Consider the following 25,332-nt stretch of genomic DNA (forward strand, 5'->3'; position numbering starts at 1 on the left):
AGAGAGGGAATAAGGGTGAAAAATTTAAACCGGTATGGGTACTTTTTTATCGCACCGTTCTGGGTGGTCTTCCTGGTTTTCAGTATCTATCCAGTTGCGCTTACCTTTTATTACAGCTTTACGAATTATACCGGCAGCGGGACAGCAGAGGTTGTCGGACTGGCGAATTACACACGTCTATTAACAGACACCTTCTTCGTACAGGCCTTTGTAAATACACTGAAGATTTGGGGCATTAATTTCGCTTTGCAAATCGGGCTTGCACTGATTCTTGCCGCGATTTTTTCCGATATGCGGCTGAAAATGAAGGGCCAGTCGTTTTTCCGGGCGGTTTTTTATCTCCCAAACCTGATCACAGTCAGCTCTGTTGCTCTATTATTCGGAATTCTGCTGGACTGGCAGCATGGCTCGCTGAACGTTGTTCTCATGAACCTCGGACTGATCTCTGATCCAATTAATTGGCTGAATGAACCAGCCACCGCTCAAATTTCCGTTTCCCTGATCTTAACGTGGATGTGGTTCGGACATTCGTTTATTGTCATCATGGCCGGGATTTCGGGAATCTCCACCGACTATTTCGAAGCTGCCCTGATCGATGGGGCAAACCGCTGGCAAACACTTGTCAGCATCACCCTGCCTTTATTAAAGCCGATCCTTTTGTATATTATGATCACCTCTCTCATCGGAGGCCTGCAATTGTTTGACCTTCCTATGCTGATTACCGATGGCATCGGATCACCTGACGGGTCGCTGAATACGATGGTTCTCTATCTGTACAACCAGGCCTTTAAGTACAACAACTACGGATATGCTTCCGCAGTGGCATACGGATTGTTTATCATCACGGTCATCTTCTCTGCCGTTGTCTTCAAATCGATGTACAGCAGTGAACGAAAACAAGCAAAGCAGGTGTAAACAAATGATTGAAACGGAAAAAACCTTAAACCCCGAATTTAAACCGAAACAAGCCGTTCTTCGGCCAAAAGGCAGCAAAGACCGGATTGTAAAAAGCATTCTTTATATCGGAATGACCGTGTTGGCAGTTGTATGCTTTGTCCCTTTTCTCATGATGCTCGTCAATGCCACCCGGTCCAATGAAGCGATTTTGACAGGATTCACTCTTGTTCCCGGGACTTCTCTTATCGAAAACTATCAAACGATGATGGATTACGTCAATGTATGGACCGGCTTTAAAAACAGTCTGTTTATCTCCGTTTTGGTTACGGTTTTGACTGGCTATTTTTCCGCGCTGACTGCGTACGGTTTTGCCTTTTACACCTTTAAGGGCAAAAATTTCTTATTCGTCTTTATGCTCGTCATGATGATGGTGCCAGGACAGCTTGGATTGATCGGTTTCTACGAACTGTCCAAGACGCTTGGAATTCTGGATACGTATATTCCATTAATTGTGCCGGCGATTGCCAGTCCGTTCGTTGTTTTCTTCTTGCGCCAGTATATCCTGACCACCCTGCATCCGAGTTTAATCGAAGCAGCACGAATCGACGGAGCAAATGAATTTAAAATTTTCCACATTGTCGCCCTGCCCATTATGATGCCCGCAATCGCGACCATGTCGATTTTTACCTTCATCGGATCCTGGAATAACTACATCATGCCTTTAGTGCTGATTTTTTCACCGGAAAAGTACACCCTGCCGGTATTAATGGGATTCTTAAAAGGGTCACAGGTTGCTCAAAATCTCGGATCCATGTATCTGGGCATCGCAATTTCCGTCGTACCGATTATGATTGCGTTTCTGTTCTTATCTAAATACATCATCAACAGCATCTCAGCTGGAGCCATCAAAGAATAAGGAGTGAAGTAAAATGAATTTTTCTAAAGAGTTTATTTTCGGCACCGCAACCTCTTCCTATCAGATTGAAGGAGCACATAATGAAGGCGGACGGACCCCTTCCATTTGGGATACGTTCTGCGATACCCCCGGCAAGGTTTATGAGCAGCATAATGGAGATGTGGCATGCGACCATTATCACCGTTTCGAGGAAGATATTCAGATCCTCAAAAACCTTGGTGTCGATGCTTACCGGTTCTCGATTGCCTGGCCGCGGATTTTCCCTGAAAAAGGCCGGTACAACCCGGAAGGAATGGCTTTTTATAAAAACCTCGCAGCACGGCTCCGTGAAGAGGGAATCAAGCCTGCGGTTACCCTTTATCACTGGGACCTGCCAATGTGGGCGCATGAAGAAGGCGGCTGGACAAACCGAGAATCGGTCAAATGGTTCCTCGAATACGCAAGAGCATGCTTTACAGAGCTTGATCAACTCGTTGATTCCTGGATTACTCACAATGAGCCTTGGTGTGCGGGCTTTCTCGGATACCATCAGGGGGTTCATGCCCCGGGTCATACGAACTTAGAGGAAGCGGTGAAAGCGGTCCATCACATGCTGCTTTCACACGGAGAAGCAGTAAACATGCTGAAAAAGGAGTTTTCATCTCTCACTCCAATCGGCATTACGCTGAACCTGTCCCCTGTTTATGCAGCGTCCGATTCAGCCAATGACCGTCTTGCTGCGAATAATGCCGATGGCTATTCAAACCGCTGGTTCCTGGATCCGATTTTCAAAGGCAGCTATCCGGCAGATATGATGAATCTTTTTTCTAAATACGTTCACTCCTATGACTTTATCAAACAGGGAGACTTGGAAACCATCTCGGTTCCCTGCGACTTTTTCGGGATCAACTACTACAGCCGCGCCATAGTCGAATTCAGCGCAGCCCATGATTTTATGAATAAAGGCGCCTACTCGGACTATGAAAAAACCGGAATGGGCTGGGACATCGCTCCGGATGAGTTTAAAGACTTGATTATCCGACTCCGCAAGGAATACACGGACCTTCCCATCTACATAACGGAGAACGGAGCCGCCTACGATGATCAGGTGGAAAACGGCAGGGTGCATGATTCTCTTCGCACCGATTATATTGAAAAGCACCTTCAGGCGGTGTCTGAATTGAATGTGCTGGGCATGAATATTCAGGGCTATTACCTGTGGTCCCTCCTCGATAACTTTGAGTGGAGCTTCGGCTATGACAAACGGTTCGGCATGATCTATGTAGACTTTGAAACACAGGAAAGGATCTGGAAGGACAGTGCCTACCGGTATGCCGAAATCATCAGGCAGCGGATACCTTCCTTGCAAATCGGTTCTTAATTCGCCTTTTGGACAAATTCAAGGAGGGTAAAAGAATGCGCAAATTAACAGGTATGATGATTTCCTGCATGCTGATTGCAGGGGTTACAGGCCCTGCACAGGCTGCAGGCAGCAAGGAAAAGATTCCGTTCCATCCCGTCGCCATTAAGGGAGAGGATCATGGGACAGCTAAACTGATTATCCCCGTTCCAAAAACGCATCATGTTGCCGTAAAGGTATCAAAGGAACCGTTCGGCAAAGTAAAAACCGGCGATTTGGCGCCGAAGGGACGAACGGTGACCAATCCATACCGCTCCGGTACTGACCTTACGGGTGTTGATCCGAAAATCAACAGATATGCCGGCGTTTATCTTTTGGATGCAGAAAATCACGTCCTTGATTTTGAGCAGATTACCTTGAAGGAAAACCAGATTAAAAAGGAAACATGGAACCTTATTTGGCAGGACGAATTTGACGGAACCTCCATTAATGAAAGCAAGTGGAATTTCATCCAGGGAGGCGGCGGCTACGGCAATAATGAGCTTCAAAATTATACGAACCGCACTCAAAACGCCCGGCTGGAGAATGGCTCCCTTGTCATTGAAGCGCATAAAGAGGCATTGGGAGGCAATGATTATACGTCTGCGAAATTGACCACCCAAAACAAGGGCGACTGGACGTACGGCCGCTACGAAATTCGTGCAAAGCTTCCAAAGGGCCAAGGCATGTGGCCCGCAATCTGGATGATGCCGACCGACTATGATCTCTACTCGGGCTGGCCGGCCTCCGGTGAAATCGACATTATGGAATTGCTCGGACACGCTCCGAATGAAGTGTACGGCACGCTGCATTATGGACTGCCATGGAAAAATACAGGGGAAATGTACCGGCTGCCAAATGGCACGAAGGATTTCTCAGAAGCCTATCACACCTTCTCGATTGACTGGGAGCCTGGTGAAATCAGATGGTACGTGGATGGCGTTCTTTACGCAAGGCAAAACGACTGGTACAGCAAAAACGAAAACGCGGCAGCACCCTATACGTATCCCGCTCCCTTCGACCGTGACTTTTATCTTCAGCTGAACCTGGCTGTGGGCGGAAACTGGCCCGGCTATCCGGACAGCACCACGGTCTTCCCAAGCCGGATGCTCGTCGATTACGTAAGAGTGTATGAATTGGACGGCAAGTACCGTGAGGCCGGGGAAAGACCGATTGCAGAAGAGGCAGCAGCGGATCTTCGTCCCCCGCTTGCTGACGGAAACTATGTGTACAACGGGGAGTTCGAGGCCGGCCTCAGCGAGTGGAAGTTCCAGCCGTTTGAGCCTTCCACCTTGTTTGGAGGAGAAGGAACGGCAGAATCCGTAAACGGCGAAGCAAAAATCAGCATCACGAAACCGGGGTATGCCGTTCACGCCATTCAATTCGTGCAGCCTAACCTGCCGATTGAAAAGGGAGAGCGCTATAAACTGACATTTGATGCCCGGTCTACTGGGCCTCGTGCGGCGGGTATCAATATTTCGGGTCCGGAACGCAGCTATACGAGATATTTATCCGATCAAACACTCTCCCTTACGGACACGATGCAGTCCTTCAGCTATGAATTTACAATGGAAAGCGAGACGGACCCTCATGCACGCCTTGAATTTAATATGGGCCAAGGCTCTGATCTTCCAGTCTGGATTGACCATGTGAAGCTCGTCAAGCTTCCACAGGATCCGAACGCACCGAAAAAGGTACTGCCTAACGGAAACTATATTTACAACGGAACCTTTGACCAGGGAACGGGCCGTATGGAATTCTGGAATCTCTCCGTGGATAGAGGATCTAAAGCCGAGGCTTCAGTCGGTGAAGCCATTCCGGAACGCAAGCTGCATGTGGACATTCAGCGCACCGGAAGCTATTCCGATGCCATTCGCTTGAGTCAAAACAAGCTGAACCTTGAGAAAGATGCAGCTTATATCCTGACGTTTGACGCAAAGGCGGATGCCAAGCGGAATATCGGATTTCATGTAACCAATGAGACTCGCTCAGCCTTTTATACGAAAACCGAACAAATCCCGCTTACAGCAGATATGAAATCCTACCGGGTGCTGATTCAGCCCTCGGAAAGCAACCCGAACAGCGTGATTGAATTCCTATTGGGAGGAAACCGTACGGGCGTAACCATTGATAACATTGAAATGAAGCGCCTTGCCAAACCGGTAACGATTAATCCTATGAATTCCCGCATTGAAGCGGAAAACTATCAGGACATGTTCGGCGTGCAAAACGGCGCGACCAGCGTTGGCTGGATTGACGAAGGCGACTGGATGCAATATGCCGTTGATGTCAAAGAAGCCGGAGAATACAGAATTGCATTTCTTGCTGCGTCCGGACGCGACGGCGGGAAATTCACCCTCCTCAGCAAAGCTGGAAACCAGTTCACAGGCGATCTGCCTAAAGGCGAGATTAAACCGGAACAGGCAGATGCAAGAGCTGAGGCGAACATCCCGCAGACCGGCGGATGGGATACGTGGAAAACCTTCGAAACCAGCATCCGTCTGGAAAAAGGCATCCAAACCCTGCAGGTCTATGCACCGAATGCTAATTTGGATTGGATGGAGTTTAGGAAGGTTGGAGAATAAGGCAGCCCCGCTTCTATTTTTGTAGGAGCGGGGTTTTTTTTGTGTATTCGTGGCTCGGTTGGCGGCAGGTGCACTGACCCCCACCGATTCACCGCATCGGGGGCCAGAGCAGAAAATGATCGAGCCGGCTCCGGGTATACAATCAGAAAGAGGGGGGACGGAGGTTTAGTGCTTTAGCAGAACGGGGGTCAGTGCAAAAAACATGGTCGCACTCTGTGTAACTTACTCTAACCGGTGCCAGGGAGTTTTAGCAGAGTGCGAGTCAGGCACTTTGTGCTTACAACTAATCACATCTGGGTATTTATTCCACAAAGAAATACTCAGGAGGATGGATATGGAGTTCAAATACAAAGAAAACGGAGAAATGGGAGTATTCACTATCGCAGCCGGTGCAATACCGCTAGCCATTCCGGTTATGATTTTGTCGGCAATTGGCTGGGATTGGCATTCATTATCCAACTTCTCTTTTTTTCTATTTATTTCTTTCCCATTAATTGGACTAGGAATCTATAGTCTAACAATGAAGAAACGAAACTATCTTGTCATTCGAAGAGATATGCTTTATCTGCGAAACGTCTTTCGTATGAAAAAAATCAGCCTCCGCTATTTAGAAGGCTACCGCCGTATTGAAAATAGACTGATTCTATTTTTACCGGATAATCGGGAAAAGATTATTTATTTAGGTTATTTAAAGATACGGGAAGCGGATATGCTTGAGGAACATGTAAAGAAATTAATCGCCATTAAAAAGGATGAGCCAGATAAAGAATAATGCGTTTACAGCCTTGTTAATATGCAGAATTAATCCTGTGAGAGATACATAAGACGATTCAAATGAACAGGTGATAGCTCGTAACTAGAACCAACAGAAAATAATAGCCTTTTGTAAAAAGAGATGTCTTCCGTTACACCAAGATGGACAAATAAAGGGGAATCGACCTTAAACGTATATCGAGTTGCACAGTGATCTTTCTTGTCTGTCAGTCCATCTGCAAAAACCTCAATTTGTATTTTGTCCTCTTTAAATAACGGCTCTTCTGATACAAAGTCCACCTTAATGATATTTTTAAAGCTGTCTAAATCGTCTTCAGTCATGTGTTCAAAGGTTTCCTGAATATCCTGATGGTTTAAAGGTCTTCTTAAATCTTCAATAACAAGATAACCTAGAGACCAACTGTCTTTATATATCATAAATATTTCAATATCTCTTAATCTTAAAGTTCTTTCAAAAACCAGCAATTCATACCAACCTCCATCCGCTGTTTATAACCCATATATTACCACAAAACCATGGAAGTGATGTTTACAAAAGCGCGGGTCTGTCTCGCTCTGCTTCGCCGCAAAAGGGGACAGAGGCTGTACTGGCTAGTGCCTTGATAAATAAGGCTTTAATAGAGGAGGTGCCAAAGCTTTCGTTCTTTAGCAGAGTGCGGGTCAGGCACTTTGTGCTTATAACTAATATAATATGGGTATTTATCCCATAAAACGAAGGAGGCAGTATATTGAATTTCAAATACAAGAAATCGGAGCTGACAAAGCTTTCTGGATTCCTATTTCTTCTTCTAAGCCTTATGTGGATAGCCATACCGTTAGTTCCATTAAGCTATATCTATCCTGATTTTTCTTTAACTTTTGACTTTGATGTAACTTCTCTGATGTTTCTGGCATCACCCCTCATTGTCATCTTCAGTCTGTATGGAAGCTTCTTCTTTTTTACGATTGATAAAAGAGACTATCTTACTTTAAAAGACTCGTGTCTCTATTACAAAAAACGTTATTTTTTCCCTCCTGTAAAAATCAACCTCGATAAGGCGGAGGACTACCGTGTAACTGGGAACAAGCTAGTACTGTTTTTGGAGAAAAACGGAGAAGAGGAGATCTATCTTCAGCTTTTAAAAATAAGAGATGCCGAACGGCTGGAAGCTGCCATTAAAAGATTGATCCCTATTAAAAAGACCACACCCTAATCAGGGTGCAGCCTCTAAGCCCCTGGAGCGTCGTCAAACCTCCGCTCCAAGTTCACGAACTTGTTGTATTCTTTTACAAACGCCAATGAGACGGTTCCCACGGGGCCGTTACGCTGTTTGGCGATGATGATTTCGATGATGTTTTTGTTTTCGGATTCCTTGTCGTAGTAATCGTCACGGTACAGGAAGGCGACGATGTCGGCATCCTGCTCGATACTTCCGGATTCACGGATGTCGGACATCATTGGACGCTTGTCCTGACGCTGCTCCACTCCACGGGAGAGCTGGGACAAGGCGATGACGGGCACCTTGAGCTCACGGGCCAGGGATTTCAGTGTCCTTGAGATTTCGGATACCTCCTGCTGGCGGTTGTCCTTGCTTCGCCCGCTTCCCTGGATGAGCTGCAAGTAATCGATCAGGATCATGCCGAGGCCGGCCTCTTGCTTGAGGCGGCGGCATTTGGAACGGATTTCGCTGACGCGGATCCCCGGGGTATCATCGATATAGATTCCGGCGTTGGAGAGACTTCCCATCGCCATGGTAAGCTTTCCCCAGTCCTCGCTTGTCAGGTTACCGGTTCTTAAGTTTTGGGCGTTAATATTGCCTTCTGCACAGAGCATACGCATCACGAGCTGGTCGGCCCCCATCTCGAGGCTGAAGATCGCCACGTTCTCGTCGGTCTTCGTTGCAACATTCTGGGCGATGTTCAGGGCAAAGGCGGTTTTCCCCACCGATGGACGGGCGGCAACGATGATCAAATCGTTGCGCTGGAAGCCCGCGGTCATTCGGTCTAGCTCGGAGAAACCGGTTGGAATCCCCGTGATATCCCCTTGGCGGTTGTGCAAAAGTTCAATGTTGTCATAAGTCTGAACGAGCACATCCTTGATGCTTTGGAAGGATCCGGCGTTTTTCCGCTGTGCGACTTCCATGATGCTCTTTTCTGCATCGGTTAGAAGATCCGCCACTTCATCTTCCCTTGTATACCCGTCCTGGGCAATCGTGCTTGCCGTCCGGATCAGTCTTCTTAAGATTGATTTTTCTTCTACGATTCTTGCATAATATTCTACGTTCGCCGCGGTCGGTACTGAGTTGGCAAGGTCCGTTAAGTAGGAGACCCCTCCAATTTCCTCCAGCAGGTTCACATCTGCCAGATCAGACGTAACGGTCACAAGATCGACCGGTTCCCCTTTATCGGCAAGCTGGAGCATCGCATTATAAATTTTCTGATGGGCAGCCCGGTAGAAATCTTCAGGGATTAATACTTCTGAAGCCATGGTCAGGGCTTGCGGTTCGAGAAAAATGGCTCCGAGTACAGCTTGTTCAGCATCTATATTCTGCGGCGGAATTCGGTCTTGAAAAAGCTCATTCAAATTCGAGCACCGTCCTTTTAAATGAAATAACATGTACTTATCTATTATATAAGAAAAAGGTGACAGGCGCTGTAGCAGATTTTTCTCTGGTCAGCCCTGTCACCTCTTACGCTGCTTTCTATCCTTGCAAAACCCCTGATCTTCCGCTTTTTGTAAACAGAAAGGATGGGTGAACTTTCCAAGCTTATTCTTCCGTTACATGCACCTTCAAAGTAGCTGTTACCTCTGTATGAAGCTTTACAGGCACGTTTGTGTAGCCCAGACCGCGGATTGCATCCGGAAGGTCAATTTTACGCTTATCAATTTTAATGGAGTGAACTTTTTTCAGCTCATCCGCAATTTGCTTGCTTGTGATGGAGCCAAACAGACGGCCGCCTTCTCCGGATTTTGCTTTTAGTTCTACAGTCAGCTCCTCAAGCGTTTTCTTCAGTTCTTCCGCCGCTTGAAGCTCTTGTTCTGCTTCTTTGTTTTCTTTATTCTTTTGGGCGTTTAGTGCAGACATGGCTGCATTGCTTGCCTCGACAGCAAGACCCTGTTTAATCAAAAAGTTATGTGCATAGCCGTCTGCTACGTTTTTTACTTCGCCTTTTTTTCCTTTGCCTTTTACATCTTTTAGAAAAATAACTCTCATGCCTTAATTCCTCCCTCAAAATAATCGCCAATCGCTTGTTTTAATCTCTCTTCCGCTTCTGCAACGGTTATGTCTGACAGCTGGGTGGCTGCGTTGGTCAAATGACCGCCTCCGTCCAGTGCTTCCATAATAAGCTGGACATTGACATCGCCAAGGGACCTTGCGCTGATCCCTACCGTATTTTCGTTCCGGCGTGCGATAACAAACGACGCGGCCACTCCGCTCATGGAAAGCAGGGTATCCGCCGTTTGCGCAATAATGACTTGGTCAAAATAAATATCCGGTTCATCAAAAGCCTTGGCAAGAGCGACTCCGTTTTCCAGCAGCTCCGTATTCTGGATGAGCTTGGAGCGCTTGACGAAATGCCCGATATCCTCTTTCATAAACTTTTGGACGAGGATGGTGTCCGCTCCCTTGGAACGGAGGTAGGAGGCTGCATCAAATGTCCTCGAACCGGTTCTGAGCGTAAAGCTTTTTGTGTCCACTATTATACCAGCTAACAGGGCGGTTGCTTCAATCATTTTGAGTTTTAGACGCTTCGGCTGGTATTCGAGCAATTCGGTTACAAGCTCGGCTGTTGACGATGCATACGGCTCCATATAGACGAGAAGCGGATCTTTAATAAACTCTTCGCCCCGCCGGTGATGGTCGATGACCACTTTATCATGAACACGGTTAAGCAGCTTTTCATCAAGTACAAGGGATGGTTTATGCGTATCGACAACGACAAGAACCGTTTCTTCTGTTACCAATTCAAGGGCTTCATCGGGCTTGATAAAATGAGACCACAATTCCGAATGAAGCTTCAGCTCTTCCACGAGCCGTTTGACGCTTGAATCAATCTCATTCTGATCCAATACGATGTAAGCTTCTTTTCCGTTTACTTCTGCAACCTTCAGCACGCCGATTGCCGCGCCAATGGAGTCCATATCCGGATATTTATGCCCCATAATCAAAACCTTGTCGCTGTCTGTTACGATGTCTGTCATCGCATGGGAAATGACGCGCGCCCTTACCCGGGTTCTTTTTTCCATCGGGTTGGTCTTGCCGCCATAAAATTTAACCTTGCCGTTCGGCTGCTTAATCGCCACCTGGTCGCCTCCCCTGCCGAGTGCAAGATCAAGGCTGGACTGGGCTAAATCCCCAAGCTCCTGAAGCGAATGGTGCCCGGCCCCGATTCCGACGCTAAGCGTGAGCGAAATATTGTAAACCGCCGTTCGCTCGCGGACTTCATCCAGAACAGAGAACTTCGTTTTCTCTAACTTTTCTAAAATGTTCTCATTCAGCACAGCAAGAAACCGTTCGGAGGAAACCCGCTTCAAAAACAGCCCCTGGTCGGTCCCCCATTTATTCAAAAGGGAGGTTACTTCGCTGTTGATCGTACTTTTCGTCTGATCATCCATCCCTTGAGTCACTTCATCATAATTATCAAGAAAAATAAGGGCTAAAACGGTCCGTTCATTTTTGTATTGTTTTTCAATTTCCTTTTGCTCCGTTACATCAAAGAAATAAAGCAGGCGCTCTTCCCTTTTAATGATGACTTTGAATTTCCGGTCATGAAGCGTAATCGTCTCGGAATCCACTTCCTGTTTAATAAGAGGAATCAGTCCTTCTGCTACATCATAAAGCGTTCTTCCCACGAGGGTATCTTCGTCAAAGGAAGAGGCGAGGAACGGGTTGGTCCACTCAATGTAATACTGATCATTAAACAGCATAATGCCAATCGGCATCTCCATGAGCGCTTCTTCTCCGACCTTTTTCAGCCTGTAAGAGAGCGTCGATATGTATCCTTCCATGTCTGCTTTCATCCTGGCATCCGCCTGTATAAGAAGAACGAGGGTCAGCCCGGTAAGAAGAAGTCCAGCGAAGGAGAGGATCCAATTATAATAAAAAAGAAAAACTAATGCGATCACTGTTACGCCATATAGGACGTATATAGGGTAACGGAATAAACGCTTTTCGTAAAAACTTGGCATCTGTTTCAGCTCCTCGCAACAGTGATACCGTCCCGCTTATCATTTGCGGGTGATTTTTTCCCTTAATTTGAATCCTATGTCAATTATACCTAAGAATTGAATCGGATAAAGCAAAAACGGCAGGAACAGGGAAAATATAGAAACCGCAATAGGGATGCCTTTTGCGATTCCTTTTGCATAAGCGTAATAGAATAGAAAAGATAATCCCTGAATGATCAGCAGGACCATCAGAATAAAAAACAGATTTGTCACGGCAATATTTAAATAGGATCCTTTTTCAAATCCCAGATAACTCAGCAAAATAACAGCAAAATAATACCATGCAATGCTTTTCGGCAGCTTCCATTCTCTAAATGGCTTCAATGGTTTAACCTCAAGCTTCAGTCTCTTGAGAATAGGAGACGCAATGGCATGTGTCACAATGGAGAAAAAGAAACTGCACATCACTAAAACGGTGGGAAGTAAATTGAAGAATTGATCTACTTGAGTACGAAGCAGCTTCATTTGTTCTTCATCGGGAGACTGGCCCATCGTTTTCATAAATGAAGTCGCCATATCAATCGATTCTGTCATCATGGACTTGAATTCAGCCAATGGGTTTACTTGAAAAAAGAGGACTGAAATGACGTAGCTCCCAAGAATAGTAGCAAGGAACGCAAACGTTCCTCCAATGACCGCCGGAGCACTTCCTCTTTTCTTATAAAGTGTACCCATGATCATCCCGGTTAAAGCGGTGGGGGCTGCTGCAATCAATGCACTGATCGATCCCGTAATAAAAACGACCGGCAATGATGCCGCAAATAAAAGGAAACTGCTCCTCGCATCATGCCTTAATGCATAAATGATGAAGGGGATCGGCAGGGCAAATGAAGTAATCATTCCCAGAAGCGGAACGGTGATGGTGATTAAGACGGCAACAGCAAAAAGAGCAAGCATAATGGCTCCCTCTGTCAGGGCATTCGTGCGTTTCACAGGCTCACCTCATTCAGGTTGGTTCACAGAGAATTAACAGAACTCTATGGTCATAAAATGAAAAAACTGCTTATATAAGCAGGGTTAATCGAGTTAGACAGCAATCCAGCCCATTATAACATTTTTTCGGGATAAAAAGGAATCACGGCTACTTTGCTGCTCCTTTCAGCCGCTTCAATATGCTGAATAAAAATAAAAGACACTCACCGAATGAGTGTCTTTTTTGAATTCATTATTCGCCTGTAACGTATGGAAGCAATGCCATTTGGCGTGAGCGTTTGATAGCAACAGTCAATTTACGTTGGTATTTAGCGCTTGTACCAGTTACACGACGAGGAAGAATTTTACCGCGCTCGGAAACGAATTTTTTAAGCAAATCAACATCTTTGTAGTCGATGTGCGTGATTCCGTTAGAGGTAAAGAAACAAACTTTACGGCGCTTCGCGCGACCGCCTCTGCGTCCTCCTGCCATTTGTCATACACTCCTTTCAGATTGGATTTTTGTTCTCAGAATGGCAAATCATCGTCTGATATATCAATCGGTTGTCCATCATTGGCAAATGGATCATCATCAAAGCTTGTACGGCCCTGATTGTTATTATTCCGCTGCTGATCTGAACCACCATATGATCTCTGGCCGCCCTGAGACTGGCCTCCATCATAAAAGTTATTGCTGTTTCCGCCACCGCTGTTTCCGGCGCCTCTAGGCTCCAAAAACTGTACGCTGTCGGCCACAACTTCAGTTACATACACACGGCGTCCTGTTTGATCCTCATAGCTGCGAGACTGCAATCTGCCTTCAACGCCAGCCAAGCTGCCTTTTTTCAAGAAGTTTGCCACATTTTCGGCCTGACGTCTCCATACAACACAGTTAAGGAAGTCTGCTTCCTTTTCCCCCTGCTGGTTCGTAAACGTACGGTTTACGGCAAGAGTGAAGGTGGCAACGGCTGCCCCTGCTGGTGTATATCGAAGTTCAGGGTCTTTTGTAAGTCTTCCGACGAGAACGACACGATTGATCATGAAGACCATCCTTTATTTAGAAAATTTATGATCGGCTGCAATTATTCTTCTTCTTTAATCACGATGTGACGAATGATGTCTTCGCTGATCTTTGCAAGACGGTCAAATTCTTGAACCGCTTCTGCTTCAGAAGCAACTTTAACGATCTGATAGTAACCATCGCGGAAATCATTGATTTCATAAGCAAGGCGGCGTTTGCCCCACTCTTTTGTTTCCTTTACTTCCGCACCATTGTCAGAAAGAATTCCGCTGAAACGCTCAACAAGAGCTTTCTTCGCATCCTCTTCAATGTTTGGACGTACGATGTACATAATTTCGTAGTTTGTCATTACTCTACACCTCCTCTTGGTCTAAGCGGCCCTCAAATGAATGAGAGCAAGGAGCAATAATTCAATTACTCACAAGTTAGAATTATACCAAATGGATTGGAATTTGGCAAGGCGCTTCCTTTAATTTGAGGGGCAGCTGAGCCGTTTTGCCGCAAAAAAGCGGGAAGCGCGCTAAATCTTTATTCGGGAGGGGCCTGTCCCCTTGTGCTTCACCGCATCAGGGGACGGATGCATTTGCCTGCGAACCCTTATACAGCAGGGCTTCCCAAAGACGGTGCCTGAGCTTTAGTCCGGTAAAATTCTTGGGGACTGGCACGGGGCCTGTCCCCTCTTGCTTCACCGCAGCCGGGGACAGAGGCATTTGCCTGCGAACCCTGATGCAGCGCGGCTTCCCAAAGATGGTGCCGGAGCTTTAATACGGTAAATTTTTCGGGGACTGACCCCCGATCCCCCGCTGGCAATGCAGGACTGCCCCCGTACATCCGTCCCTCTCCAAGCCCTATTCCGAATAGAAAAAAGAAGACTCCCTCAAGAGCCTTCTTTTAAATATTAAACGTTAAAACGGAAGTGAATGATGTCTCCGTCTTTCACAAGGTATTCTTTTCCTTCAAGGCGGACTTTCCCCGCTTCACGGGCTGCGCCCATTGTTTTTGCAGCAAGAAGGTCTTCATAGTGGACGGTTTCAGCACGGATAAATCCGCGTTCAAAGTCCGTATGGATGACGCCTGCGCATTGAGGGGCTTTCATGCCGAGACGGAAGGTCCATGCACGTACTTCCTGAACGCCTGCCGTAAAGTAAGTCGCAAGGCCAAGCAGCTGATAAGTCGCGCGGATCAGCTGATCCAGTCCTGATTCCTTGATGCCAAGCTCTTCAAGGAACATTTCCTTTTCTTCTGCATCAAGCTCGACGATTTCAGATTCAATTTTCGCACACACGACAATCACTTCTGCGTTTTCTTTCGCTGCAAAATCTCTTACTTTTTGAACGTAAGGGTTTTTAGAGGAATCGGCTACTTCATCCTCTGCTACGTTTGCCACATAAAGGATCGGTTTGCTTGTCAGCAGGTGAAGCTGCTTCACATACTTCATCTGTTCGTCCGTAAACTCAACCGAACGGGCCGGCATGCCGTTTTCAAACGCTTCTTTCAGCTTGGAAAGAATTTCATGCTCAGCAACGGCATCTTTATCCTTCTGTCTGGCAAGCTTTTCTACACGCGCAGCACGTTTGTCGACAGATTCAAGGTCAGCAAGAACAAGCTCAAGGTTGATGGTCTCAATATCATCGATCGGGTCCACTTTGCCGGATACGTGTGTGATGTTTCCATCCTCGAAACAGCGGACTACATGAGTAATCGCGTCCACCTGGCGGATATGGGAAAGGAATTTGTTTCCAAGACCTTCACCTTTGCTTGCGCCTTTTACGATTCCGGCAATATCGGTAAATTCAAAAGCGGTTGGAACGGTTTTTTTAGGCTGGACAAGCTCTGTCAATTTTTGAAGACGCTCGTCCGGTACTTCCACAATGCCCACATTCGGGTCAATCGTACAGAATGGATAGTTGGCAGACTCTGCGCCTGCTTGTGTAATTGCGTTAAAAAGAGTGGATTTCCCTACGTTCGGAAGTCCGACAATACCTGCAGTTAAAGCCATGTTTCGTTCAGCTCCTCTATGATAAACAAATCCCATAATGCGGAATTTGCTGTGTTAGGCCGTACTATTGTAAACCAACCCCAATTATAGAAAGGAAATGCGGAAAACACAAGAAAAACTGGTTACTCGGCGGGCTGTTCTGCCTTGACGAGCATTTTTTTCATCTTTCTTGTGAATTCTTTTCTCGGGATCATCACGCTGTGGCCGCAGCCTTCGCATTTAATTCGGATGTCCATGCCAAGACGGATGATTTTCCACCGATTTGCTCCGCATGGATGGGGTTTTTTCATTTCCACAATGTCATTTAAATCAAATTCCTTATCCGCCACTTTGCTCACCCTTTCCAATGGATGGATCTTTTGCATCCCGGTTGTACATGACGATGCGCGGGAACGGGATATCGATTCCATGCTCGTCCATGACAAGCTTGATCTCTTTGCGAATCATTCTTGCTACATAGAAATGCTGCATCGGCGCTGTTTCGCATACAACTCTGAGCGTAATTTCAGAAGGGCCGAAATTATGGACTCCGAGGAGCTCCGGAACAGCCGCCATGTCTTCGTATTTGGCAGGCAGGACGCGCAAAAGGTCGCGGATGACTTCTTCGACATGCTGAATATCCGACTCATACGCCACATTGATGTCGACAACAGCCGTACTGTTGTGGATCGAGAAATTCGTTACTTCGACGATGCTTCCGTTCGGCAAAATATGAAGTTCTCCTGTCCAGCTTTTAATCTTGGTGGTTCTGAGACCAATTTCCTCTACCGTTCCTTCAAACCCTCCGACGCGGATTACATCGCCGACGGAAAATTGATCTTCAAAAATAATGAAAAAACCGGTGATGATATCCCGTACAAGGTTTTGCGCTCCGAATCCGACAGCAAGTCCGACAATTCCGGCACCGGCAAGGAGAGCTTTCACATCGAGGCTCATCGTTTCAAGAATCATCAGAAGAGCGGCAAAATAGACAACGTACGCCAGGACATTACTGAGCAGCTTCGCAAGCGTATTCTCCCGGCGCTCTGAAATCCTGAGGGGGGATTTCACTCTCAGCGTCAGTACCTTGGCAATTGCCATGTTGCCAACCCGGATAATTAAAGCGGCCGCGACGATAATAAAAATGATTCTTAAACTGCCGAATCCGATTCCGGTCCAAAGTTCTTCGTTCAGCAAATGCTCCTGTATTTTTGCATAAATCTTTTCATTCAAAAGGATTCACTCCTGCCTATCGGTACTTCCTATTGTTCATTATCTATTTATTTTAGCAAGTTTTGCAGTGGATGGACAGAGGACATCCCCAAAAACCAATCCCGGCTCAAACTTCCATCTCCCTAGTATAGATTCAGTCCATAATCCGTATACTGATAGTACTTATGAGTACAAGGAGCTGGACAGGAGCTATGAATCTAAAAACGGGCTTGTTTTCATCTTTCAAGGATCCGGAACGCATTTACTATGAAGATCAGGATGCACGGGAGCTTCTGTCTTCTTGTATTCTCGCGCTCCTCCCTAAAATAGCGGGAAGGGAAATTGTTATTTTATGCATCGGCACAGACCGTTCAACAGGGGACAGTCTTGGTCCGATTGTCGGGTCCAAGCTTGCGGAGAAGAGGTTGGAGCGGTTTCATATATACGGGACGCTAAAAGATCCGGTTCACGCGGTGAACTTAGAGGAGTCGATTGCCCTTATAGAGGCATCCTATCGCAATCCATTTATCATAGCCATTGATGCCTGTCTGGGAAAATTGAAAAGTGTCGGTTCGTTCCAAATCGGGCCAGGGCCCGTCAAGCCCGGTGCCGGAGTGAACAAAGACCTTCCGGCTGTCGGAGACATGCATTTGACCGGCATTGTGAATGTGAGCGGATTTATGGAGTTTTTCGTTTTGCAGAATACGAGGCTTCACCTTGTCATGACGATGGCCGGCCTCATCGCTGACAGCATCGCTGACGCAGAGAAACGGCATGTGGTCCGTTCCTCTTGGATGAAAAGGTCGCCGATTGCGAACTTAACTAAAAAAAATAATGCTGAATCGTCACAAGCAGAATAATGACAGGGAGGGCCGGAAGCAGGTTCGCGACCCGTATCGATTTGATTTGAAGCATATTCAACCCGATGGCGAGAATCATGACGCCGCCTGCTGCGGTTAGTTCTGAGATAAGCGCTGTAAGAAGCTTCTTTTCAATAGACGACTGAATCACTCCCGCAAACAGGGCAATCGCTCCTTCATAGAGGAAAACGGGAATGGCGGACAACATGACGCCGATTCCAAGCGTACTCGCAAGAACGGCACTCGTAAAGCCGTCAATCATCGACTTGGTCATCAGGACGCTGTGGTCTCCTCTTAACCCGCTGTCAAGCGCTCCGACGATGGACATAGCCCCAATCACAAATATGAGAGTGGCCGTTACAAACCCTTCGGCGATATTCCCTGTCTTTGATTTGCCGGTCTTTCCTTCAATCCATCGGCCGGCCGCATGAAGCTTTTCCTCAAGATTAAGGATTTCACCGATTACCGCCCCGGCGATCAGGCTGACGATTACATAAAAGAAGTCCTCGCTTTTTAAGGCCATCGTAATGCCGAGAATCGAAACGGACAGGCCGATGGCAATCATGACCGTTTCCTTGATGCGTTCCGGTATCCTCGTCAAGAGCAGGCCGATCAAAGTTCCTGCGGCAATCCCGATGGCATTGATGACACTTCCTAAAAGAACCATGTTCCTCACTCCCTTTTCTGCATTCACAAAAAAGAATCCTCCTGCAGGAACGCTCAGGAGGATTCTTCCGTGGCAAGCAGTTCTAAAATTCTTTCAAGGTCTTTTGAATCCGTAAATTCTATTTCAATTCTGCCTTTATTGTGCTGCTGTTTAATCGATACTTTCGTTCCAAAATACTGCTGAAGGGATGTTTCCCGTTCAGCTAAGAACAGATCCCGCTTTATTTGTTTCTTCGGATCGGGCGATTTTCCGCCGCTTTCATTCAGCTGCTGAACGAGAATTTCGGTCTGTCTGACATTCAGCTGCTCTTTTACGATTTTCTCCGCAAGTACGAGGAGCTTATCTTTTTTCTTAAGGCCGAGGATGGTCCTGCCATGCCCCATTGAAAGCTTCCCTTCATTGATCAGGGCCTGAACCCCGGCAGGAAGCGACAGCAGACGAAGATGGTTGGCGATATGGGGACGGCTCTTGCCCAGGCGCTGGGCGAGCTCTTCCTGCGTCATATTCAGTTCTTCGAGAAGCGACTGGTAGGCTTTCGCTTCCTCAAGCGGCGTTAAATCCTCCCGCTGAAGATTTTCAAGAAGCCCCAATTCCATCATCTGACGGTCATTCAATTCTCTTACAACAGCCGGGACGGTTTTCAGGCCTGCAAGCTTTGCGGCCCGAAATCGGCGCTCTCCTGCCACGATTTCATAGCCTTTAATGGATTTCCGGACGATAATCGGCTGAAGAATTCCATAGTGGAGGATGGATTCCTTTAATTCTTCAATCGCTTCCTCCTGAAATGTCTTCCGGGGCTGATAGGGGTTAGGACGCAGTTCCTGGCACTTTAGTTCCTGTACGGTTTCTTCTTTGCTTGCCTGTAAAAGTGATTCCAATCCTTTCCCCAATCCTTTAGGCATTCGCTGCCACCTCCTTCGCCAAATCAAGATAAACTTCCGCTCCTCTTGAGCGGGCATCATATAAAATAATCGGCTGGCCATGACTTGGCGCTTCACTCAATCTTACATTTCTTGGAATAACCGTTCTGTATACTTTTTCACGAAAATATTTTTTCACTTCTTCAATAACCTGTATCCCGAGGTTCGTCCGGGCATCGAGCATCGTGAGAAGAACCCCTTCAATCATCAGATTCGTGTTCAAATGCTTTTGAACAAGCCGTACCGTATTCAGCAGCTGGCTCAGCCCCTCAAGAGCATAATACTCGCATTGAACAGGGATAATCACCGTATCTGCGGCTGTCAGGGCATTAATGGTTAATAAACCAAGGGATGGCGGGCAGTCAATCAGCACATAATCATAGTTATGTTTGACTTTGTCGAGTGCTCTTTTTAATCTTACTTCCCGGGAAATAGTCGGAACGAGTTCAATTTCCGCACCGGCAAGCTGGATCGTCGCCGGTAAAACATGAAGATTTTCAACGGCGGACGGACGAATGGCGGCAACTGCCTCTGTATCTTCAACAAGAATATCGTAAATGCAATATTCCACATCTGCTTTTTCTATTCCAATCCCGCTCGTTGCATTACCTTGAGGATCCGTATCGACTAGAAGGACTTTTTTGCCTATATAGGCAAGACATGCTCCAAGGTTCACGGAAGTCGTTGTTTTTCCGACTCCGCCTTTTTGATTTGCTACGGCAATTATCTTTCCCACGAGGTTCACCTACTCCTGCATCTCTATAATCTTTTCCCATTTCAAAGGCCGGGGGGATGCATCCGCTTTTGATCAGAGGCTTTAAAGCTATTCTTCTATTTTAACAAAAAATGATAGTCAGTCGTTCTAGATTTTTCTAAAATCTTCAAATATATGAAGAAAAAAATCACCGTCTGGTGTGGGAAAAGGGCAAAAGAAAACTCCCTAATCAAAGGATTAGGGAGTTACTTAGGAATTTTGATGGTAAATTGAATATATTCTTCAAATTCCTCTTCTTCTGAATTGATTTGAACGCCCGTATCCGCGACCATCGTTAAGGATTGCCGGATCGTGTTCATGGCAATCCGGGTGTCACGGCTGAACGCTTTGCGCTTCGGCTTCGCTTTTGGTTTTTCTTTTTCCAGCATTTTGACGACCCTGTCTTCTGTCTGCTTCACATTCAGCTGCTTTTCAATAATCTCGTTCAGCAGCGCAACCTGAAGTTCAGGCAGTTTAAGAGGGATGAGGGCTCTTGCATGCCGTTCTGTGAGCTTTTTCTGAAGAAGGGCTTCCTGCACTTCATCCGGCAGCTTCAGCAGTCTCAGTTTATTTGCGACCGTAGACTGGCCCTTGCCGAGGCGCTGCGCAAGCGCTTCTTGTGTCAATTCATGCAGCTCAAGCAGCCTCGCATAAGCAAGCGCTTCTTCAATGGCAGACAGCTCTTCACGCTGCAGGTTTTCTATAAGAGCAACAGAAGCCGTTTCTTTATCATTAAATTCCTTAATAATAGCGGGAATGGTTTCCCACCCCAGCCTTTGAACCGCTCTCCATCTCCGCTCGCCTGCAATCAGCTCAAATTTGCCGTCTGCGGGACGGACAACGATTGGCTGAATGATGCCATGCGTACGAATGGTCATGGACAGTTCATCTATTTTTTCATCCGAAAAAATGGAACGGGGCTGGAATCGGTTTGGCGTAATATCGAGAACAGGAATTTGCTTCACTTCTTCTCTCGGTGCCTCTTCTTCTCCTGATTCACTTTCCAAATTTTCTAGCGTCTGATCTGTTTCTTCCTTTTCTCCTATTCCGAAGAAACGGGAAAACGGATGCTTCATGTGCGTACACCACCTTTGGGAACGTCCAATTTATAATTCTATTTTTTCAGCCGGAATTCCTGCATGCCGCTGCTTGATTGGGCACTTTTTCAAAATATGTATCATTCGATTGGTGTCTTGTTAGGTGTCCCCGGTTTCCGCGGGTATTTTCCAGGAGTCGGCTTTACTTTTCTGATGATCACGATGTTTCGTTCGCTTTCTTCAATCGGCAGCTGGAACTGGTGAATCGATTCTGTTTTTCCTCCAAGAACGGCAATCGCTTTTTGGCCGGCCTGAAGCTCATCTTCTGCTGCGGATGCTTTCAGAGCGACAAAATAACCGTCTTTTTTTGCCAGAGGGAGACACAATTCGCTTAAAACAGACAGACGGGCCACCGCACGCGCTGTCACCACATCATATTTTTCGCGGTGCTGCTTGTTCTGGCCAAACGTTTCAGCACGGTCATGATAAAAGTGTACATTGGTCAGCTTGAGGCTTTTTGCCAGTTCCTCCAGAAACGTGATCCGTTTATTGAGAGAATCGACAATTGAAACCGATAGTTCAGGGAAACAGATTTTAATCGGCAGGCTCGGAAAACCCGCTCCTGCTCCCACATCACAAATGGAGAGGGGCTTTGTAAAATCAAAATGGAAGGCAGCACTGATTGAATCATAGAAATGCTTCAAATAAACTTCTTCTTTATCGGTAATCGAAGTAAGATTCATTTTTTCATTCCACTCAACGAGCAGCCTGTAATACGTATCGAATTGGGAAAGCTGTTCCGGAGAAAGGGAAATGCCTTTCTCCTCCAGCTTGGATTGGAATAAGGAAATGTCCATCATCGAATCCTTTCTTTTGCTTTATTCATTTGAAACTTTAGCAATGCGGCCCTGTTCCATGTAAACAAGCAGAATGGAAACGTCTGCAGGATTAACACCGGATATACGGGAAGCCTGTGCCATGGAAAGAGGACGTACTTCCTTCAGTTTTTGGCGCGCTTCTGACGCCAGTCCGTTGATGGCGTCGTAATCAATGTTTTCAGGGATTTTTTTGTTTTCCATTTTTTTCAGCTTATCGACTTGCTGAAGGGATTTATCAATATATCCTTCGTACTTAATCTGGATTTCTACCTGTTCAGACACATCAGGGTGGACAGGAGAAGCAGCAGGCGCAAGCTTTTCGATATGGCTGTAGTTCATTTCAGGCCGTTTCAGAAGATCGGAAGCGCGGATTCCATCCTTTAATTCACTTCCGCCTGAAGTGCGGATCAGCTCCTGCACCTCCGCTGAAGGCTTAAGCATAAGCTTGGAAAGGCGGGCTCTCTCTTCTTCAATGGCCGCTTTTTTATCAGTAAAGGCTTCATAGCGGCTATCACTGATCAACCCAATTTTATAGCCTGTTTCCGTCAGACGCAAATCGGCATTATCATGACGGAGGAGAAGGCGGTATTCGGCACGGGACGTCAACAGACGGTACGGTTCACTCGTTCCTTTTGTGACCAGGTCATCAATCAGAACACCGATGTATGCATCCGAACGGCTCAGGATGACTTCCTCGCGTCCAAGTGCTTTTTGGCCGGCATTAATCCCTGCCATAATGCCCTGTCCGGCGGCTTCTTCATAGCCTGAAGTTCCGTTTATTTGTCCGGCGGTATAAAGGCCCGGTATTTTTTTGGTTTCCAGGGTCGGCCAAAGCTGGGTCGGAACAATGGCATCATATTCGATGGCATAGCCCGGTCTCATCATTTGAACATTTTCAAGACCCGGAATCGTGCTTAAAATTTGCTTTTGTACATCCTCCGGCAGGCTTGTAGACAATCCCTGCACATACACTTCTTCCGTGTTCCGGCCTTCAGGCTCAAGGAAAATCTGATGGCGCGGCTTGTCATTAAAGCGGACGACTTTATCTTCGATGGATGGGCAATAGCGCGGGCCCGTTCCTTTAATCATACCGGAATACATAGGAGAACGGTGCAGGTTATCGTCAATGATCTGATGTGTTTCTGCACTCGTATAAGTGAGCCAGCAAGGAAGCTGGTCTGTAATATATTTCGTCGTTTCATATGAAAAAGCACGGGGTTCTTCATCACCCGGCTGAATTTCTGTTTTGCTGTAATCGATTGTTTTGCTGTCCACACGCGGAGGTGTTCCGGTTTTAAAGCGGACGAGGTCAAATCCAAGCTCCTGCAGGTGCTCGGAAAGCTTGATGGACGGCTGCTGATTGTTCGGTCCGCTTGAATACGAAAGTTCCCCGAGGATAATGCGTCCGCGCAGGAATGTACCCGTTGTCAGGACAACGGTTTTGGAATGGTATTCGGCACCCGTCTGGGTCACGACACCGCGGCACTCGCCGTCTTCAATAATCAGGCGGTCCACCATTCCCTGCATAAGTGTCAGGTTCGGTTCATTTTCCATCGTTTTTTTCATTTCGTGCTGATACGTGAATTTATCGGCCTGTGCGCGCAAAGCTCTCACAGCAGGGCCTTTCCCGGTATTCAGCATTCTCATTTGAATATGGGTCTTATCAATGTTTTTGCCCATTTCGCCGCCCAATGCATCAATTTCCCGAACGACGATGCCCTTGGCAGGTCCGCCGACAGACGGATTGCAGGGCATGAAAGCGACCATATCAAGGTTTATTGTAAGGACAAGAGTGCGGGCGCCAAGTCTCGCTGCTGCGAGAGCGGACTCGACACCTGCATGTCCGGCGCCAACGACGATGACATCATAATCACCAGCATGATATGCCAATGTTGTTTCCTCCTTTATTTGTAAAACAAAATCTATGATTTATTTTCCAAGACAGAATTGAGAGAAGAGCTGGTCGATCAGGCTTTCGTGCACGGCGTCTCCGATTATTTCCCCAAGCTGTTCCCATGCTCTCGTCAAATCGATTTGCACCATATCAATCGGCATTCCGGCATCAATCCCGTTCAGCGCTTCTTCTATAGAACGTTTCGCCTGCGTCATCAGCGCAATATGCCGGGAGTTGGACAGGTAGGTCATGTCTCCAGCCTGAATATTGCCCTGGAAAAACAGAGACTGAATCGATTCTTCCAGTTTATCAATTCCTTCTTCTTCTTTCAGCGAGGTCGTGACGACAGGACGTCCTTCTGCAAGAACCCTCACCTGTTCCATATCAATTTTCTTCGGCAAATCCGTTTTGTTGATAATGACAATGACGTCCATGCCCTTAATGGCTTCAAACAACTGCTCATCCTCAAAGGTCAGTTCATCGCTGTAATTCAGAACAAGGAGAATCAAATCGGCTTCCTTCAGAACCTGGCGCGATTTTTCTACTCCGATCCGTTCTACGATGTCTTCCGTCTCACGGATGCCCGCCGTGTCGACGAGCTTAAGAGGAACGCCTCTTACATTTACATACTCCTCAATCACATCACGTGTCGTACCGGGCACATCTGTCACGATGGCCTTGTTTTCATGGACAAGCGTGTTGAGCAATGAAGATTTCCCGACGTTGGGACGGCCGATGATAACAGTCGATAAACCCTCTCTGAGGATTTTGCCCTGACTGGATGTCTGAAGAAGCTTCTCTATTTCATTCTTGACATAAGATGCTTTTTCTACAAGCATGTGATGAGTCATTTCTTCCACATCATCGTATTCGGGGTAATCAATATTCACTTCAACATGCGCAAGCGTTTCAAGAATTTCCTGGCGGAGTTTTCGGACAAGCTTTGAAAGACGGCCTTCCATTTGTCCAAGGGCAACGTTCATCGCTTTGTCTGTCTTCGCCCGGATCAGGTCCATGACTGCTTCCGCCTGCGAAAGATCAATTCGTCCGTTCATAAACGCCCGTTTTGTAAACTCTCCCGGCTCTGCCAGCCTCGCACCGCTATTTAAAACGAGCTGGAGGACGCGGTTTACAGAGACGAGCCCGCCGTGGCAGTTTATTTCTATTACGTCCTCGCGGGTAAAGGTTCTCGGAGCTCTCATAACAGAAACCATGACTTCCTCTGCGGTTTCATTCGTTTCAGGATCAATAATATGGCCGTAATGAATGGTATGGGAGTCTGCTTCTTGAAGCGTCTTTCCTCCAGGCGCTGCAAAAACACGGTCTGCAATGGCTACCGCTTCTTCGCCGCTCAGCCTGACTATCGCAATCGCTCCTTCACCCATTGGTGTGGATATCGCTGTAATCGTATCGAATTCCAAGTTGTTCACCTCACTCTAA

Annotated in this window: 25 protein-coding genes; 7 read left to right on the forward strand and 18 right to left on the reverse strand. The window is 46.8% G+C overall.

Annotation, left to right across the window (positions count from 1 at the left end; genetic code table 11):
* Window positions 1–15 precede the first annotated feature (15 nt).
* The 5 genes from CEF21_RS01420 (at window position 16) to CEF21_RS01440 (ending at window position 6,548) form a co-directional block, all read left to right on the forward strand.
* On the forward strand, window positions 16–915 hold the full coding sequence (locus CEF21_RS01420) for a carbohydrate ABC transporter permease (protein ID WP_123913088.1): 900 nt from the start codon (window positions 16–18) through the stop codon (window positions 913–915).
* Between the two features lie 112 nt (window positions 916–1,027).
* Window positions 1,028–1,813 carry a carbohydrate ABC transporter permease gene (locus CEF21_RS01425; RefSeq protein ID WP_241156819.1) on the forward strand — a complete coding sequence of 262 codons (786 nt, stop codon included), beginning with the start codon at window positions 1,028–1,030 and terminating at the stop codon, window positions 1,811–1,813.
* A gap of 13 nt (window positions 1,814–1,826) precedes the next feature.
* A complete protein-coding gene (locus CEF21_RS01430; protein WP_123913090.1) occupies window positions 1,827–3,173 on the forward strand; it encodes a GH1 family beta-glucosidase in 1,347 nt (448 codons plus the stop codon).
* A 35-nt stretch (window positions 3,174–3,208) separates the two neighbouring features.
* On the forward strand, window positions 3,209–5,776 hold the full coding sequence (locus CEF21_RS01435; RefSeq protein ID WP_123913091.1) for a carbohydrate binding domain-containing protein: 2,568 nt from the start codon (window positions 3,209–3,211) through the stop codon (window positions 5,774–5,776).
* Window positions 5,777–6,110: 334 nt separating this feature from the next.
* Entirely contained in the window at window positions 6,111–6,548 is a 438-nt protein-coding gene (locus CEF21_RS01440; protein ID WP_123913092.1) for a hypothetical protein, read from the forward strand.
* A 29-nt stretch (window positions 6,549–6,577) separates the two neighbouring features.
* On the opposite strand, the gene CEF21_RS01445 is transcribed toward CEF21_RS01440, so the two are convergent.
* Window positions 6,578–7,015: a hypothetical protein gene (locus CEF21_RS01445; protein ID WP_123913093.1), complete on the reverse strand. Its 438-nt coding sequence runs from the start codon at window positions 7,013–7,015 to the stop codon at window positions 6,578–6,580.
* A 263-nt stretch (window positions 7,016–7,278) separates the two neighbouring features.
* Between CEF21_RS01445 and CEF21_RS01450 the strand changes: the two genes are divergently transcribed.
* The gene (locus CEF21_RS01450) at window positions 7,279–7,743 is read left to right on the forward strand and encodes a hypothetical protein (RefSeq protein WP_123913094.1); all 465 of its coding nucleotides are present in this window, start codon (window positions 7,279–7,281) and stop codon (window positions 7,741–7,743) included.
* A gap of 14 nt (window positions 7,744–7,757) precedes the next feature.
* Here CEF21_RS01450 and dnaB read toward each other — a convergent pair whose 3' ends face one another.
* The 10 genes from dnaB to CEF21_RS01500 all read right to left on the reverse strand — a co-directional run bounded on the left by dnaB (window position 7,758) and on the right by CEF21_RS01500 (window position 16,909).
* Window positions 7,758–9,113, reverse strand: coding sequence for a replicative DNA helicase (gene dnaB, locus CEF21_RS01455; RefSeq protein ID WP_123913095.1), 1,356 nt, complete (start codon window positions 9,111–9,113; stop codon window positions 7,758–7,760).
* A 184-nt stretch (window positions 9,114–9,297) separates the two neighbouring features.
* A complete protein-coding gene (gene rplI / locus CEF21_RS01460) occupies window positions 9,298–9,744 on the reverse strand; it encodes a 50S ribosomal protein L9 (RefSeq protein WP_123913096.1) in 447 nt (148 codons plus the stop codon).
* The gene (locus CEF21_RS01465; protein ID WP_123913097.1) at window positions 9,741–11,720 is read right to left on the reverse strand and encodes a DHH family phosphoesterase; all 1,980 of its coding nucleotides are present in this window, start codon (window positions 11,718–11,720) and stop codon (window positions 9,741–9,743) included. Before CEF21_RS01465 ends, rplI begins: the two co-directional genes overlap by 4 nt.
* 39 nt (window positions 11,721–11,759) lie before the next feature.
* Window positions 11,760–12,692, reverse strand: a complete 933-nt coding sequence (locus CEF21_RS01470; RefSeq protein ID WP_123913098.1) for a YybS family protein — start codon at window positions 12,690–12,692, stop codon at window positions 11,760–11,762.
* A 232-nt stretch (window positions 12,693–12,924) separates the two neighbouring features.
* Window positions 12,925–13,164: a 30S ribosomal protein S18 gene (gene rpsR / locus CEF21_RS01475; RefSeq protein WP_035408497.1), complete on the reverse strand. Its 240-nt coding sequence runs from the start codon at window positions 13,162–13,164 to the stop codon at window positions 12,925–12,927.
* A gap of 35 nt (window positions 13,165–13,199) precedes the next feature.
* Window positions 13,200–13,712, reverse strand: coding sequence for a single-stranded DNA-binding protein (gene ssb / locus CEF21_RS01480; RefSeq protein WP_123913099.1), 513 nt, complete (start codon window positions 13,710–13,712; stop codon window positions 13,200–13,202).
* 41 nt (window positions 13,713–13,753) lie between these two features.
* Window positions 13,754–14,041 carry a 30S ribosomal protein S6 gene (gene rpsF, locus CEF21_RS01485; RefSeq protein WP_035408493.1) on the reverse strand — a complete coding sequence of 96 codons (288 nt, stop codon included), beginning with the start codon at window positions 14,039–14,041 and terminating at the stop codon, window positions 13,754–13,756.
* Window positions 14,042–14,590: 549 nt separating this feature from the next.
* Window positions 14,591–15,691 carry a redox-regulated ATPase YchF gene (gene ychF / locus CEF21_RS01490; protein ID WP_123913100.1) on the reverse strand — a complete coding sequence of 367 codons (1,101 nt, stop codon included), beginning with the start codon at window positions 15,689–15,691 and terminating at the stop codon, window positions 14,591–14,593.
* A gap of 122 nt (window positions 15,692–15,813) precedes the next feature.
* Complete coding sequence (locus tag CEF21_RS01495) at window positions 15,814–16,020, reverse strand: DUF951 domain-containing protein (RefSeq protein WP_123913101.1); 207 nt, start codon at window positions 16,018–16,020, stop codon at window positions 15,814–15,816.
* On the reverse strand, window positions 16,010–16,909 hold the full coding sequence (locus tag CEF21_RS01500; RefSeq protein WP_123913102.1) for a mechanosensitive ion channel family protein: 900 nt from the start codon (window positions 16,907–16,909) through the stop codon (window positions 16,010–16,012). Before CEF21_RS01500 ends, CEF21_RS01495 begins: the two co-directional genes overlap by 11 nt.
* A gap of 185 nt (window positions 16,910–17,094) precedes the next feature.
* On the opposite strand from CEF21_RS01500, the gene yyaC reads away from it, so the two are divergent.
* Window positions 17,095–17,742: a spore protease YyaC gene (gene yyaC, locus CEF21_RS01505; protein WP_123913103.1), complete on the forward strand. Its 648-nt coding sequence runs from the start codon at window positions 17,095–17,097 to the stop codon at window positions 17,740–17,742.
* Here yyaC and CEF21_RS01510 read toward each other — a convergent pair.
* From CEF21_RS01510 to mnmE, 7 genes are all read right to left on the reverse strand, one after another.
* Window positions 17,705–18,409, reverse strand: coding sequence for a DUF554 domain-containing protein (locus tag CEF21_RS01510; RefSeq protein WP_123919893.1), 705 nt, complete (start codon window positions 18,407–18,409; stop codon window positions 17,705–17,707). The two genes, yyaC and CEF21_RS01510, sit on opposite strands and share 38 nt — an antisense overlap.
* Before the next feature lie 53 nt (window positions 18,410–18,462).
* A complete protein-coding gene (locus tag CEF21_RS01515) occupies window positions 18,463–19,311 on the reverse strand; it encodes a ParB/RepB/Spo0J family partition protein (protein ID WP_123913104.1) in 849 nt (282 codons plus the stop codon).
* Complete coding sequence (locus CEF21_RS01520) at window positions 19,304–20,065, reverse strand: ParA family protein (protein ID WP_123913105.1); 762 nt, start codon at window positions 20,063–20,065, stop codon at window positions 19,304–19,306. Before CEF21_RS01520 ends, CEF21_RS01515 begins: the two co-directional genes overlap by 8 nt.
* A 224-nt stretch (window positions 20,066–20,289) precedes the next feature.
* Entirely contained in the window at window positions 20,290–21,159 is an 870-nt protein-coding gene (noc, locus tag CEF21_RS01525; RefSeq protein WP_123913106.1) for a nucleoid occlusion protein, read from the reverse strand.
* Window positions 21,160–21,260: 101 nt separating this feature from the next.
* Complete coding sequence (rsmG, locus tag CEF21_RS01530; RefSeq protein WP_123919895.1) at window positions 21,261–21,977, reverse strand: 16S rRNA (guanine(527)-N(7))-methyltransferase RsmG; 717 nt, start codon at window positions 21,975–21,977, stop codon at window positions 21,261–21,263.
* A gap of 21 nt (window positions 21,978–21,998) precedes the next feature.
* Window positions 21,999–23,888: a tRNA uridine-5-carboxymethylaminomethyl(34) synthesis enzyme MnmG gene (mnmG, locus tag CEF21_RS01535; protein WP_123913107.1), complete on the reverse strand. Its 1,890-nt coding sequence runs from the start codon at window positions 23,886–23,888 to the stop codon at window positions 21,999–22,001.
* Between the two features lie 39 nt (window positions 23,889–23,927).
* Entirely contained in the window at window positions 23,928–25,313 is a 1,386-nt protein-coding gene (gene mnmE / locus CEF21_RS01540) for a tRNA uridine-5-carboxymethylaminomethyl(34) synthesis GTPase MnmE (RefSeq protein ID WP_123913108.1), read from the reverse strand.
* Between the last annotated feature and the right edge of the window lie 19 nt (window positions 25,314–25,332).

The sequence above is a fragment of the Bacillus sp. FJAT-42376 genome (genome assembly GCF_003816055.1).
Classification (GTDB): Bacteria; Bacillota; Bacilli; order Bacillales; family Bacillaceae; genus Metabacillus_B.

Bases quoted from the DNA above. Each gene is read 5' to 3' on its own strand.
- rpsF (WP_035408493.1), bottom strand. From the start codon at position 14,041: ATGACAAACTACGAAATTATGTACATCGTACGTCCAAACATTGAAGAG.
- ychF (WP_123913100.1), bottom strand. From the start codon at position 15,691: ATGGCTTTAACTGCAGGTATTGTCGGACTTCCGAACGTAGGGAAATCC.
- CEF21_RS01515 (WP_123913104.1), bottom strand. From the start codon at position 19,311: ATGCCTAAAGGATTGGGGAAAGGATTGGAATCACTTTTACAGGCAAGC.
- rsmG (WP_123919895.1), bottom strand. From the start codon at position 21,977: ATGGACATTTCCTTATTCCAATCCAAGCTGGAGGAGAAAGGCATTTCC.
- CEF21_RS01430 (WP_123913090.1), top strand. From the start codon at position 1,827: ATGAATTTTTCTAAAGAGTTTATTTTCGGCACCGCAACCTCTTCCTAT.
- CEF21_RS01440 (WP_123913092.1), top strand. From the start codon at position 6,111: ATGGAGTTCAAATACAAAGAAAACGGAGAAATGGGAGTATTCACTATC.
- noc (WP_123913106.1), bottom strand. From the start codon at position 21,159: ATGAAGCATCCGTTTTCCCGTTTCTTCGGAATAGGAGAAAAGGAAGAA.
- rpsR (WP_035408497.1), bottom strand. From the start codon at position 13,164: ATGGCAGGAGGACGCAGAGGCGGTCGCGCGAAGCGCCGTAAAGTTTGT.
- CEF21_RS01465 (WP_123913097.1), bottom strand. From the start codon at position 11,720: ATGCCAAGTTTTTACGAAAAGCGTTTATTCCGTTACCCTATATACGTC.
- rplI (WP_123913096.1), bottom strand. From the start codon at position 9,744: ATGAGAGTTATTTTTCTAAAAGATGTAAAAGGCAAAGGAAAAAAAGGC.
- CEF21_RS01435 (WP_123913091.1), top strand. From the start codon at position 3,209: ATGCGCAAATTAACAGGTATGATGATTTCCTGCATGCTGATTGCAGGG.
- ssb (WP_123913099.1), bottom strand. From the start codon at position 13,712: ATGATCAATCGTGTCGTTCTCGTCGGAAGACTTACAAAAGACCCTGAA.
- CEF21_RS01425 (WP_241156819.1), top strand. From the start codon at position 1,028: ATGACCGTGTTGGCAGTTGTATGCTTTGTCCCTTTTCTCATGATGCTC.
- yyaC (WP_123913103.1), top strand. From the start codon at position 17,095: ATGAATCTAAAAACGGGCTTGTTTTCATCTTTCAAGGATCCGGAACGC.
- CEF21_RS01510 (WP_123919893.1), bottom strand. From the start codon at position 18,409: ATGGTTCTTTTAGGAAGTGTCATCAATGCCATCGGGATTGCCGCAGGA.